Source organism: Streptantibioticus cattleyicolor NRRL 8057 = DSM 46488, from assembly GCF_000240165.1.
Taxonomy (GTDB): Bacteria; Actinomycetota; Actinomycetes; order Streptomycetales; family Streptomycetaceae; genus Streptantibioticus; species Streptantibioticus cattleyicolor.
In genome coordinates this window covers 2,462,959-2,476,263 of sequence record NC_017586.1, presented here as the reverse complement: position 1 = coordinate 2,476,263, position 13,305 = coordinate 2,462,959, and the positions used below count along the sequence as shown (strand labels likewise).

10 protein-coding genes are annotated in these 13,305 nt (G+C 71.4%); all 10 read left to right on the top strand.

What is annotated here, in order from left to right; translation table 11 throughout:
* The first annotated feature begins 182 nt into the window (after positions 1–182).
* Positions 183–977 (top strand): AMP-binding protein, encoded by a 795-nt coding sequence (locus SCATT_RS10970; RefSeq protein ID WP_231905068.1) that lies wholly within the window; start codon positions 183–185, stop codon positions 975–977.
* Between the two features lie 32 nt (positions 978–1,009).
* Positions 1,010–2,227 carry an amidohydrolase family protein gene (locus tag SCATT_RS10965; protein ID WP_014143091.1) on the top strand — a complete coding sequence of 406 codons (1,218 nt, stop codon included), beginning with the start codon at positions 1,010–1,012 and terminating at the stop codon, positions 2,225–2,227.
* A gap of 75 nt (positions 2,228–2,302) precedes the next feature.
* Positions 2,303–3,259 carry a TIGR03619 family F420-dependent LLM class oxidoreductase gene (locus SCATT_RS10960; protein ID WP_014143090.1) on the top strand — a complete coding sequence of 319 codons (957 nt, stop codon included), beginning with the start codon at positions 2,303–2,305 and terminating at the stop codon, positions 3,257–3,259.
* A gap of 107 nt (positions 3,260–3,366) precedes the next feature.
* On the top strand, positions 3,367–4,497 hold the full coding sequence (locus SCATT_RS10955) for an LLM class flavin-dependent oxidoreductase (RefSeq protein WP_173405707.1): 1,131 nt from the start codon (positions 3,367–3,369) through the stop codon (positions 4,495–4,497).
* A 121-nt stretch (positions 4,498–4,618) separates the two neighbouring features.
* On the top strand, positions 4,619–6,337 hold the full coding sequence (locus SCATT_RS10950) for an N-acyl-D-amino-acid deacylase family protein (protein WP_014143088.1): 1,719 nt from the start codon (positions 4,619–4,621) through the stop codon (positions 6,335–6,337).
* Between the two features lie 129 nt (positions 6,338–6,466).
* Entirely contained in the window at positions 6,467–7,807 is a 1,341-nt protein-coding gene (locus SCATT_RS10945; protein WP_014143087.1) for a WXG100 family type VII secretion target, read from the top strand.
* Between the two features lie 19 nt (positions 7,808–7,826).
* Positions 7,827–8,660, top strand: a complete 834-nt coding sequence (locus SCATT_RS10940) for a hypothetical protein (RefSeq protein ID WP_014143086.1) — start codon at positions 7,827–7,829, stop codon at positions 8,658–8,660.
* Positions 8,661–8,668: 8 nt separating this feature from the next.
* Positions 8,669–9,370: a contact-dependent growth inhibition system immunity protein gene (locus SCATT_RS10935; RefSeq protein WP_231905067.1), complete on the top strand. Its 702-nt coding sequence runs from the start codon at positions 8,669–8,671 to the stop codon at positions 9,368–9,370.
* A gap of 160 nt (positions 9,371–9,530) precedes the next feature.
* Entirely contained in the window at positions 9,531–12,137 is a 2,607-nt protein-coding gene (locus SCATT_RS10930) for a bifunctional FO biosynthesis protein CofGH (protein ID WP_014143084.1), read from the top strand.
* Between the two features lie 62 nt (positions 12,138–12,199).
* On the top strand, positions 12,200–13,303 hold the full coding sequence (locus tag SCATT_RS10925; RefSeq protein ID WP_014143083.1) for an ADP-ribosylglycohydrolase family protein: 1,104 nt from the start codon (positions 12,200–12,202) through the stop codon (positions 13,301–13,303).
* Positions 13,304–13,305: the final 2 nt, after the last annotated feature.

Here is a 13,305-nt window from a genome sequence, read left to right as displayed (position 1 = left end):
TGGCGGGCGGTTGTAGGCCATTCAACGCTAATTGATCGGAATTTGAGATTCCGTCTGTGTCGCCCATGAGGGAGAGGAGTGACGGAGCTGTCATGTGCTCCTGGTGTACGCCGCCGAAGCCTCGTCTGTCGGTGCTGCGAAGTCCGGTCGAGGTGCCGCCGGAAGCGAGGACGAACGCGGTGGTGACAGGGGCCACTCCGGGGCGGACGCTGCGGATCAGGGCCGCCCGGCTGCCGCACGGCGTACCGTACGGCGCGCTGCCCGGCGCCCCGTTCGCGGCCACCGCGGCCTGTACCTACGCCGAACTCGACCGCCGCGCCCGCGCGGTGGCGGCCGGCCTCGGCGGCGTCCTGCCGCCGGGCAGCCGGGTGATTCTCGCCTACCGCCAAGGACCCGATCTGGCCGGGGCGTTCTACGGCTGCCTGTACGCCGGCATGGTCGCGGTGCCGTATCTGCCGCCCGCGGCGGAGCCGGCGCCACCCCGCGGCCGGGGCGCGGGCGGTCGCCGGCTGGCCGAAAACGTACGGGACGGCATCGTCGCCGCCGTCGACCGGGTCGCCCCGGCGGCCGTCCTCACCGCCGGCGACGGGTGGTCGGCGCTTCCGGTGGACCGGGACCGGGTGCCCGTGCTGGAGGCCGACGGCGACCTGGTGGCCGGAACCCCGGTGCGCCGGCTCGCGGCGGGCTGGCGGCCGGTCGGCGTGCTGCGCGACGCGGAGGCGTACCGCCGCTTCGTCCCCGGCCCGCCCGGCGACCGGGGCGGCGGCCGGATGGAGCCCGCGTTCAGCCACGGCGACCTGCTCGGCGTCCTCCAGGAACTCCACGACGCCTGCCGTATCGGGGTGCCCGACGCCGACCTGGGGTGGATCGCCTCGGTGCACGGCATGGACGACGCGGTGTGGCGGCTGCTGCTCCCGGTCCACGAGGGCCGCGCGGTGTGGGAGTCCTCCCGCGACCGCGACGGCCACGAGAGCTGACGGTACGTCAGATCTGGGCGTACCGTGGAGCCATGGAGACGTTTCCGCAGATCGTTTCGGTGGACGACCACACCGTCGAACCCGCACACGTCTGGCAGGACCGGCTTCCGGCCAGGTACCGGGAGGCCGGGCCGCGGGTGGTGCGGGCGCCGATCGAGGAGATGACGTTCACCGGCGGCCGGTTCGCCCCCCGGATGGGGACGCCGGGGGGCGACGGCCCGCTCGCCGACTGGTGGGTCTACGAGGACCTGCGCCGGCCGCTGACCCGCCTGGACACCGCCGTCGGCTGCGACCGCGACGAGATCCGCCTGGAGGGCATCACCTATGACCAGATGCGCCCCGGCTCCTTCCGCGTCCCCGACCGCCTCGCGGACATGGACACCGGCCACGTCCGCTCCGCGCTCTGCTTCCCCACCTTCCCGCGCTTCTGCGGCCAGACGTTCACCGAGGCCCGCGACCGCGAACTGGCGCTGCTGTGCGTGCGCGCCTACAACGACTGGATGGTCGAGGAGTGGTGCGGACCGCAGGCGGGCGGCCGGCTCATCCCGCTCACCCTGATCCCGCTGTGGGACGCCGGGCTCGCCGCGGCCGAGGTGCGCCGCAACGCCGCGCGCGGGGTTCGGGCCGTCTGCTTCAGCGAGATACCGCCCCACCTCGGGCTGCCGTCGGTGCACACCGGCGCCTGGGACCCGTTCCTGGCCGCCTGCGCCGAGACCGGCACGGTGATCGCCATGCACATCGGCTCCTCCTCGAAGATGCCGTCCACCTCCGCCGACGCGCCGCCCGCCGTCGGCTCCACGCTCACCTTCGCCAACTGCTGCTTCTCCCTGGTCGACTGGCTGATGTCCGGCGTCCTCGACCGCTTCCCCGCCCTGCGGATCATGTACGCCGAGGGCCAGATCGGCTGGATCCCGTACGTCCTGGAGCGCGCCGATACGGTCTGGCGGGAGAACCGGGGCTGGGCCGGGGTGGCCGGGAAGGTGCGCCGACCGCCCTCCGAACTCTTCGCCGACCACGTCTACGGCTGCTTCTTCGACGACGCCTTCGGGCTGCGCAACCTGGACGCCATCGGCGTCGGCAACGTCCTGTACGAGACCGACTACCCGCACTCCGACTCCACCTGGCCGCGGTCACGGGAGATCGCCGAGGCGCAGATGGGCCACCTCGCCCCCGACGTGGTCGAACGCGTCGTCCGCGGCAACGCCGTCGATCTGCTCGGGCTCACCCCGGACGGGCTGTGGGCCGGCTGAGCCACCGCCCGGCAGCCACCTTGTATGACGCTGCGTCAGACTCCACCATGAGGTCATCCGCCCCAGGGAGGCCCGATGGTGCGCGTCCTGCCGCAGGACCGGCTGGTGTACGGCATGCAGTTGCCGGTGCAGTCGCTCAGCACGCTGTACGCCGAACCGTGGGAGACCGAGGCCGGGCCACGCGACCTGCTGGCGGTGGCCCGCGCCGCCGACCGGCTCGGCTTCTTCTACCTCGGCTGCTGCGACCACGTGGCCGTCCCCCGCCGGCTCGCCGACACCATGAGCACCACCTGGTACGACCCGGTGGCCACCTTGTCCTACGTGGCTGCCGTCACCGACCGGATACGGCTGCTCAGCCACGTGGCGGTGGCCGCGCTGCGCCATCCGCTGATCACCGCCAAGCAGTACGCCACCGTGGACCACCTCAGCGACGGCCGGCTGATCCTGGGCGTCGGGGCGGGCCACGTCCCCGAGGAGTTCGCGGCGCTCGGCGCGGACTTCACCGGCCGCGGCGCCGTGCTGGACGAGACCGTCGACGCGCTGAAGTCGGCGCTCGGCACCGACGCGGAGTTCCCCGACTTCTGCGGCGAACGCTTCGCCTTCCAGGACCTGGGCCAGCGCCCCCGGCCCGTCCAGCGGCCCCGTCCGCCGCTGTGGGTGGGCGGCTCCTCGCCGGCCGCGCTGCGCCGGGCCGCCCGGCGCGGGGACGGCTGGCTGCCGCAGGGCGACCCGCGCGACGCCCTGGCCGGGCACATCGCCACCCTGCGCCGGCTGCGCGGCGACCGAGAGCCGCTGGACATCGGTGCCATCACCGAGCCCCTCTACGTCGGCGTCCCCGCCTGGCACGTCGGCCGCCGCACCCTGTCCGGCCCGCCCGAACGCCTCGCCGAGTCGCTGCGCGCCTACCCCGCGATGGGCGTCGGCCAGATCCAGGTGCGCTTCCGCAGCCGTGACATCTGCGAACTCCTCGTCCAGATGGCCGCCTTCGCCTCCGAGGTCGCGCCCCTGCTGGACGAGGCCCCGGCGCGGTGACCGTCCGACCGGGCTGACGCTCCGTCAGCTATTGACGCCTTTGGCGCTTGCTGCGACAGTCGCACTCATTGAACTGACGTACCGTCAGATATGTGCTGGGGGCCGACGTGGAATTCGGGATCTTCGTACAGGGATATGTGCCCGCGCACCGGGCCTCGGCCGACCCGGAGGCCGAACACCACGCGCTGCTGGAGGAGACCGAGTACGTGATCCAGGCCGACGCCTGCGGCTTCAAGTACGCCTGGGCCAGCGAGCACCACTTCCTGGAGGAGTACTCCCACCTGTCCGCCAACGACGTCTACCTCGGCTACCTGGCCCACGCCACATCCCGGATCCACCTCGGCTCCGGCATCTTCAACCCGCTGCCGCAGGTCAACCACCCGGTGAAGGTCGCCGAGAAGGCCGCCATGCTCGACCACCTCACCGGCGGCCGGTTCGAGTTCGGCACCGGACGCGGCGCCGGCAGCCACGAGATCCTCGGCTTCCTCCCCGGCATCACCGACATGAACCACACCAAGGCCATCTGGGAGGAGACCATCGCGGAGTTCCCCCGCATGTGGCTCAACGACACCTACCCCGGCTTCCAGGGCGAACACTGGTCGCTGCCGCCGCGCAAGGTCCTCCCCAAACCGTACGGCGGCTCCCACCCCGCCATGTGGTACGCGGCCGGCTCCCCCGCCTCCTACGCCATGGCCGCCCGCAAGGGCCTCGGGGTGCTCGGCTTCAGCGTCCAGAAGGTCTCCGACATGGAATGGGTGGTCGACTCCTACAAGACCGCCGTCCGCGACGCCGAACCGGTCGGCGGCTACGTCAACGACAACGTCATGGTCACCACCACCGCCATCTGCGCCGAAACGGGCGAACAGGCCCGCCGCATCGCCGTCGAGGGCAACCTCAACTACCTCCAGTCGCTGCTCTTCCGCTACCACGACACCTTCCCCCGCCCCGACGGCATCCCGCGCTGGCCCGAACTGCTCCCGGACTACACCCCGGAACTCATCGACCTGCTCATCGCCGAGGAACTGCTGATCTGCGGCGACCCCGACGAGGTGCTCGCCCAGTGCAAACGCTGGGAGGCGGCCGGCGCCGACCAGCTCTGCTTCGGGCTGCCCGTCGGCGTCCCCTACCAGGACACGCTCACCACGATCCGGCTCATCGGCGAACACGTCGTCCCCAAGATCGACACCGATCCGGTGCACCGCACGACCCGGTTCCGGCAGACCGCCCGGGCGCGGTAGCGCCGCCCACGGACGCGGCGGAATCCCGGACCGCCGCTGCCCGCCCGGCCCGGGGGCGCCCGACCGCGGCCGGCCGCGCGCCCCCGGACCGGGCGCCCGCACCCGTGCGAGAGGAAGACCCGTGCTCGACCATCTGATCCAGGGCGCCACCGTGGTGGACGGCACCGGCGCCCCCGGCCGCGTCGCCGACGTCGGACTGCGCGACGGCCGCATCGCCTGCGTCACCCCGCCCGGCACCACCACCGAACCCGCCCGCACCACCGAGGACGCCACCGGACTCGTCCTCACCCCCGGCTTCATCGACCCGCACACCCACTACGACGCCCAACTGTGCTGGGACCCGCTCGCCACCCCCTCCATGAACCACGGCGTCACCACCGTCGTCGGCGGCAACTGCGGCTTCTCCCTCGCCCCGCTGCGCCCCGCCGACGCCGACTACACCCGCCGCATGATGTGCAAGGTCGAGGGGATGTCCCTGGCCGCGCTGGAACAGGGCGCCGACTGGCGCTGGCACTCCTTCGCCGACTACCTCGACGCGCTCGACGGCCGCATCGCGGTCAACGCCGGCTTCATGGTGGGCCACTGCGCGCTGCGCCGGTACGTGATGGGCGCCGACGCCGTGGGCGGCCGGCCCGACGCGCGGCGACTGGACGAGATGACCCGCCTGCTGCACGAGTCGCTGGCGGCCGGCGCCTGGGGGCTGTCCACCACGCGGTCGTCCACCCACTCCGACGGCGACGGCGCCCCGGTCGCCTCCCGCCACGCCGACCGCGCCGAACTCCTCACCCTGTGCCGGGCCGTCGGGGACCACCCCGGCACCCAGATCGAGGCCATCGTCAGCGGCTGCCTCGACCGCTTCAGCGACGAGGAGATCGACCTGCTCGCCACCATGAGCGCCACCGCCGGACGCCCGCTCAACTGGAACGTCCTCACCGTCGACTCCGCCGTCCCCGACCGCGTCCCCCGCCAGCTCGCCGCCTCCACCGCCGCCCGCGCCCGAGGCGGCCGGGTCGTCGCCCTCACCATGCCCGTCCTCGCCCCGATGAACATGTCCCTGGGCACCTTCTGCGCCCTCAACCTCGTGCCCGGCTGGGGTGAGGTGCTCTCCCTCCCCGTCGACGCCCGGATCGCGCGGCTGCGCGACCCTTCCGTCCAGGCCGCCCTGGTCCGTCACGCCACCAGCCCCGAGGCCGGGGTCTTCCGGCGGCTGACCGACTTCGGCCGCTACGTCATCGGCGACACCTACTCCCCGGCCAACGCCGGACTCACCGGCCGCCGCGTCGCCGACATCGCCGCCGAACGCGGCCAGGAACCCTTCGCCGCCCTGGTGGACATCTGCGCCGCCGACCGGCTGCGTACCGTGCTGTGGCCGATGCCCACCGACAACGACCCGGCCAGCTGGGAACTGCGCCGCCGCGTCTGGGACCACGAGGACGTCCTGCTCGGCGGCTCGGACGCCGGGGCCCACCTGGACCGCATGTGCGGCGCCCCCTACACCACCCGGTTCCTCGGCGACTGCCTGCGCGGACGCCGCCTCGTCCCCCTCGAACGCGCCGTGTCGATGCTCACCGACGCCCCCGCCCGCCTCTTCGGCCTGCGCGACCGCGGCCGGATCGCCGTCGGCCACCACGCCGACCTCGTCCTCCTCGACCCCGACCGCGTCGACGCCGCCCCCGCCACCCTCGTCCACGACCTCCCCGGCGACAGCCCCCGCCTGGACTCCAAGGCCCTCGGCGTCGTCGCCGTCCGCGTCTGCGGCGTCGAGACGCTGCGCCACGACACCCCCACCGGCGCCCTCCCCGGCCGCGTGCTGCGATCAGGACGGGACACCACCACGTAGCCACCTCCCCGTCGCCCTGTCAGTGGCGGTCCCTAGACTGGCCCCGGCCTTCATGAACCACCGAAGGACAGGGGGACACAGAACGCATGGCGGATCAGCGGCACACGTACGCGTCGGCGGGGTGACGGCGTGGTCGACCTCAACCCGTTGCACTGGATCAACAAGATCAACGAGTCCATCGGGCACTCCATGGCCGATGTGCTCGAATTCATCGGCATCACCAACCCGGCCGTCGACCCGGACGGGATCCGCGAGGTGGCCCGCCACTGGAAGGCGCTCGGCGACGCGCTGGACGACGCGCACTGGCATGTGGGCCAGGCCCTGGGCGGCCTGCGCTGGGAGGGGAAGGCGGCCGAGGCGTTCCACGCCCGGGCGGTGGAGGTGCGCGAGCAGTGCGAGAAGACGGCGAAGGCGTGCCATGACGGCCACGACCAGCTGAACAGGTTCGCCGACCAGGCGCACGAGATGATCTCCGAGATCGGCAAACTCTGCGCGGAGATCCTGGAGTTCGAGGTGGCGGCGCTGCCGCTGTCCCTGCTGACCGGGCCGCTGGCCGAGGTCGCCTCCAACCTCGCCGCGGGCGAACGCGCCGTCAGGATCACCGCGTTGATCGCCCGCATCGCCGAAGCCGCCCGCACCGTCGACCGCGCCGCCGAAGCCATCCTCGAATCCCTCGGCACCCTCGGCCGCGCCATGAAGGCCCTCACCCCCATCGCCAAAATGGCCGCCGGCGGCGCGGCAACCACCCTCGGCTACGACGCGATCGTCAACCCCGACCGCCTCCGCCACGCCGACACCCTGGAGCAGGACGTCGAGATCGGCGCCCTGCTGGGCATCATCGGCGGCGGATTCGGCAAGGGCGTGCAGAGTGCCCTTGAGGGCATCGGCCCGCGTATGGTCCCGGCGCTGGGACGGTCCGGGCTCCTCGACGACATGGGCAAACGTCGGGCCTGGAAATTGTTCTGGAGCGAGGACTCGAAGATTGCCGCTCCGCCGGCAATACCCGGTGACTTCGAGCTCATGACGGGAGATCCAGTTTACTTCGGGAAGAACAGCACCACGATCGGCTACGATCCGAAAACGCTGAACAATACCGTCAACATAGCCAGGATCCCCAGGTTCCATGACGTCATCGTCCATGGTACGGATGAGGGCTATTACATCGCTGGCCGGGTGAACGCGGCAGGGAAGGTGCTCATGGACGACCATGTTTCCCCTGCGCATATCAAGGAGGCCATCCTCAACAACCCGAACTACGACGGTGGACCGGTTCGACTCATTTCCTGTTATTCAGGTAGAGCCAAGCCGGGTCACCTGCCGCTCGGACAGCAGTTGGCGAACGATCTCGGGGTACCCGTCCGGGCCCCGTCCGATAGGATCGGGACGGACCCCGGACTCGGTCCCGGGCAGAAACCGGTCATCGACCGCGGAGGTCAATGGATCACCTTCCGCCCGACAGGACGGCCGTAGGGACGGTGCAGGAGAGACGATGACGAAGCTGGTCGGCTTTTACAAGGAAATGAAAGGCCGTGAGCATCTGGGACCTCTGCCGTCGATCCGCGACGCGATCGAGGGGCCGCCGGCCGACGACGAGGAGCAGATTCTCGCCTACCTCGAGTCCTGCTCCGAGATCTTCATCACGCAGGGCGCGGAGCTCGACGTCATCTCTCACGATGAGCTCATCGTGGGTGCTGGATCGCTGATCACGGACGGTGTCTGGGTGTGGCCGATCGACTTCGTCCACTATCTCCGCAGATATCATCTCGCCTTGCCGGACGACTTTCTGGCGCACGTACGAAAGAACGGCTACCAGGCGCCTGAGGTGTCCGTGAGCCGACGAGAGGAAGCCCTGGACCTCTTTCTTCCTCCTCGCTGCCCGGAAACCCACGTCGGGCCGACGGGGGGGTTCATCACGTGGTGCGTCCCCGTGCTCGACAACGACAGCTGCAACGCGGTACTCAAGGCATTGACCGATGCCGGCCTTCCCGTCCTCCGCCCGAGCAGCGGACAGTACGCGATCAGTGAGTGCAGCCCCGGTGAGCGCATGGTCGACATCGTCGGTGCCGACATCCGGGACTTGGTCGACGAGCTGGTGCTCGACCTTGACGGCAACACGGTACTTCTGAAGTGCTGGACCGCCGCTGACGAGCGTCCCGTTACCGCTTACGTTCGTAAGCGCGACGACGAGACCACGGAGTTCACGTTCTCCCTCGATGAGTTCACGGCAACCGATCAGGAAGACATCGTGGCTCGTCTCGCCCGGGCCTTCGACAGCGTCCATGAGGCCGGTTACGGTCCGCTGGCGGTCTTCGGCAAGCCATGACCGGTGACATGGAGTCGTTCGACAGCGATGAGCGATGGTTCCAGGAACTACCGCGTCTGCTGAACTCCTACACTGTGGCGCGGGGCAGCGCGGACTGCGGGAATACGCCTGCGGACGTCGACAGCGGGGACCGTCCGTCCCTCGCCATGCGCGGCTACCTGCGGGCAGCGACCCGTCACCCAGGGCGGGTGCCGAGGGTGATTTCGGAGATCGAAAAGCTGCTCAGTTGTGGCCCTACCGAAGAGATTCTGCTCCAGCTTGCCGATTCCGGCATCACGCCTGATCGTCTTCAGGCGTCCGACGGCGCGAGTCTGGACGTGTACCTCGGGCGCATGCTGCCGCATCTTCGAGCGTTCGTTGCCGGTGGAGAGCGGATCGAACCGTCGGTCCCCGAGACGTGGTGGGAGTGGGAGCAGCGGTTTCCCGAGCTCAAAAGTCTCCTCGGCGGAAATTTCTACATGTACTGGCAGGACGACCACGCCGACCATGAGGCGGTGATCTCCGAGTACTTGAAGTACGTCGATGCCGAGACAGCCCGGGCTGTTGTCGCGGACATTGAAGGTGTACGTTCCGTCGCGCGTACCGAAAAACAGCTTGAAGGTGCTTTCCAGAATCTCGGCTTTCACGGGTACCCCCCGAAGGGCATGACCTGGTCCCAGTGGCTCGCCCGCATCGAGGAGCGCATGACGGGGTACCTGGACGCCAGGTGACCGTCCCCCGCCGCAGGCGGACCGGACCGAGCGGGCGGGCGGGCGGGAGGGCGCCGCGTCAACCATTCGTCCGCCCCGACCTATTCCCGCCCCCACCTGTGATCAACGGCGCAGCCGTGTGCGTACTGGCGCTGTCGGTGGGCGCTCGTATGCTCGGGGGATGAGCACTGGTCTGCCGCGTCCGGAGGAGCCGAAACCGACCGCCAACGCGATGCGCCGTGCGCTCGGGAGGGCGCGGAGCGGGGTCGCGTTGGACGTGACGGAGGCGGCGGTGCTGTTGCGGGCGCGGGGGGAGGAGTTGCGGGAGCTGTCGGCGATCGCGGCGCGGGTGCGCGACGCGGGGCTGGAGTCCGCCGGACGCCCCGGGGTGATCACGTACTCCCGCAACGTGTTCATCCCGCTGACCAAGTTGTGCCGGGACAAGTGCCATTACTGCACGTTCGCCACCGTGCCGGGGAAGTTGCGGCGGGCCGGGCACGGGATGTTCATGTCGCCGGACGAGGTGCTGGCGGTGGCGCGGCAGGGCGCCGAACTGGGGTGCAAGGAAGCCCTGATCACCCTCGGCGACCGGCCCGAGGAGCGGTGGCCGCAGGCCCGCGAGTGGCTGGACGCGCACGGGTACGACGACACCGTCGCCTACGTGCGCGCGATGTCGATCCGGATCCTGGAGGAGACCGGGCTGCTGCCCCACCTCAACCCCGGCGCGCTGACCTGGACCGACCTTCAGCGCCTCAAGCCGGTCGCCGGGTCGATGGGGATGATGCTGGAGACCACGGCGACCCGGCTGTGGGCCGAGCCCGGCGGCCCGCACCACGGCTCCCCCGACAAGGAGCCGGCCGTACGGCTGCGGGTGCTGGAGGACGCGGGGCGCTCCAACGTCCCGTTCACCACCGGCATCCTGATCGGCATCGGCGAGACCTACGCCGAGCGCGCCGAGTCGCTCTTCGCCATCCGCACCGTGGCCCGGCGCTACCACGGCGTGCAGGAGGTCATCGTCCAGAACTTCCGCGCCAAGCCGGACACCCCGATGCGCGGCATGCCCGACGCCGAGCTGGACGACCTGGTGGCCGCGATCGCGGTGGCCCGGCTCATCCTGGGGCCGGCCGCCCGGATCCAGGCGCCGCCCAACCTGGTGGACGGCGAGTACGCCCGGATGATCGCGGCCGGCATCGACGACTGGGGCGGCGTCTCCCCGCTCACCCCGGACCACGTCAGCCCCGAGCACCCGTGGCCGCACATCGACGAACTGCGCGCGCTGACCGCCGGGGCCGGGTTCGCCATGCGCGAGCGGCTCACCGTGTACCCGGAGTTCGTCCGGCGCGGGGAGCCGTGGCTCGACCCGCGGGTGCTGCCGCACATCGCCGCGCTCGCCGAGCCGGGGACCGGGCTCGCCGTCGAGGACGCCGTTCCGCGCGGCCTGCCCTGGCAGGAGCCGGAGGAAACCTTCACGGCCGGCTCCGGCCGCACCGATCTGCACCGCACCATCGACACCGAGGGCCGCACCGGCGACCGCCGCGCCGACTTCGACGAGGTCTACGGCGACTGGGAGGCGCTGCGCGAACAGGCCGCGCCCGGCCTCGTCCCGGAACGCATCGACGGCGACGTGCGCGCCGCGCTCGCCACCGCCGCCGACGACCCGGCCAGGCTCACCGACGCCGAGGCGCTCACCCTCTTCCACGCCGACGGCCCGGCGCTGGACGCGCTCTGCCGGATCGCCGACGACGTACGCGCCTCGGCCGTCGGCGACGAGGTCACCTACATCGTCACCCGCAACATCAACTTCACCAACGTCTGCTACACCGGCTGCCGGTTCTGCGCCTTCGCCCAGCGCCGCACCGACGCCGACGCCTACACCCTCTCCCTGGAGCAGGTCGCCGACCGGGCGCAGCAGGCGTGGGAGGTGGGCGCCACCGAGGTGTGCATGCAGGGCGGCATCCACCCGGACCTGCCGGGCACCGCGTACTTCGACATCGCGCGGGCGGTCAAGGAGCGGGTGCCGGGGATGCACGTGCACGCCTTCTCCCCGATGGAGGTGGTCAACGGCGCCTCCCGCACCGGGATGTCCATCCGCGACTGGCTGACCGCCGCCAAGGAGGCCGGCCTCGACACCATCCCGGGCACCGCCGCCGAGATCCTCGACGACGAGGTGCGCTGGGTGCTCACCAAGGGCAAGCTGCCCGCCGCCACCTGGGTCGAGGTCGTCACCACCGCCCACGAGCTGGGCATCCGCTCCTCCTCGACCATGATGTACGGCCATGTGGACCAGCCCCGGCACTGGCTGGGCCACCTTCGGCTGCTGGCCGGGATCCAGCAACGCACCGGTGGCTTCACCGAGTTCGTCACGCTGCCGTTCGTCCACACCAACGCCCCGGTCTACCTGGCCGGGATCGCCCGCCCCGGGCCGACCATGCGGGACAACCGCGCGGTCACCGCGATGGCCCGGCTGCTGCTTCACCCGCACATCCCCAACATCCAGACGAGCTGGGTGAAACTGGGCACCGAGGGCGCCGCCGAGATGCTGCGGTCGGGCGCCAACGACCTGGGCGGCACGTTGATGGAGGAGACCATCTCCCGGATGGCGGGCTCGGGTTACGGCTCGTACCGCTCCATCCGCGACCTGGAGGCGATCGCCGAGGCGGCGGGGCGCCCGTCCCGGCAGCGCGACACGCTCTACGGTCCGGTGCCCGACGAACGACGGGAGGCGGGGCGGGCGTCCGACGGACACCTGCCCGAACTGCTCCCGGTGCTCGGCCCGGCCGACGCCTGAGCCGCACCCGCCCGCCACAGGTGTCCATTACAGTGCTGCGCCGACCGGAGGGAGTGGAACAGGTGAGCGAGATATGGGGGCGGGCGCAGCAGCAGGACTTCCGCAGCCGGGTCCGCGGCTGCCTGCTGGGCGGTGCGATCGGCGACGCGCTCGGGGCCGGCGTGGAGTTCGACTCGCTGGAGTCGATCCGGGCCAACCACGGAGACCAGGGCGTCACCGACTACGTACCCGCCTTCGGCCGCCGGGGGGCGATCACCGACGACACCCAGATGACGCTGTTCACGGTGGACGGGTTGATCCGGGCGCACGTGCGCCGGGACACCGGTGCCTGGCACCCGCCGACCGACGTGCACCGCGCCTATCTGCGCTGGGCGGCCACCCAGCACGACTGGGGGCCGGACGAGCGCCGCAAGGACATGGGGTGGCTCGCCCGCGAGGAGTGGCTCTACTCGCGCCGGGCACCGGGCATGGCCTGCCTGTCCGGCCTCGGCGACGACCGGATGGGCACCCTCGCCGAGCCGAAGAACCCCGGCTCCAAGGGGTGCGGCACGGTGATGCGTTCCGCCCCGTTCGGGCTGCTGGTCGGGTGGGAGCCGGAACTCGTCTTCCAACTCGCCGTGGAGTGCGCCGCGCAGACCCACGGCCACCCCACCGCGTACCTCGCGGCCGGCGCCTTCGCGCTGATCGTGCACGCGCTGGCCAAGGGCGAGCCGCTGGACGCCGCCGTGCAGCGCGCCCTCGCCCAGCTGACCGCCCACCCCGGGCACGAGGAGACCACCGAGGCGCTGCAACGGGCGCTGGGCGCGGTACGGCAGGGCCTGCCGGGGCCGGAGCGGGTGGAGTCGCTGGGGCAGGGGTGGACGGCCGAGGAGGCGCTGGCCATCGGCGTGTACTGCGCGCTGGTGGCCGAGGACGTCCGGCACGGGCTGCTGCTCGCCGTCAACCACTCCGGCGACAGCGACTCCACCGGCTCGATCTGCGGCAACCTGCTGGGCGTGCAGCACGGTGAGACGGCGCTCCCCCCGGCGTGGCTGGTGGCGCTGGAGGGGCGCGGCGCGATCCTGCAACTCGCCGACGACTTCGCCATGGAGATGACCCAGGCGTCGGCGCTGCACGGGCCGGGGATGGCCGTCCAGGCGTGGCTGGACCGCTACCCCGGCGCCTGAGC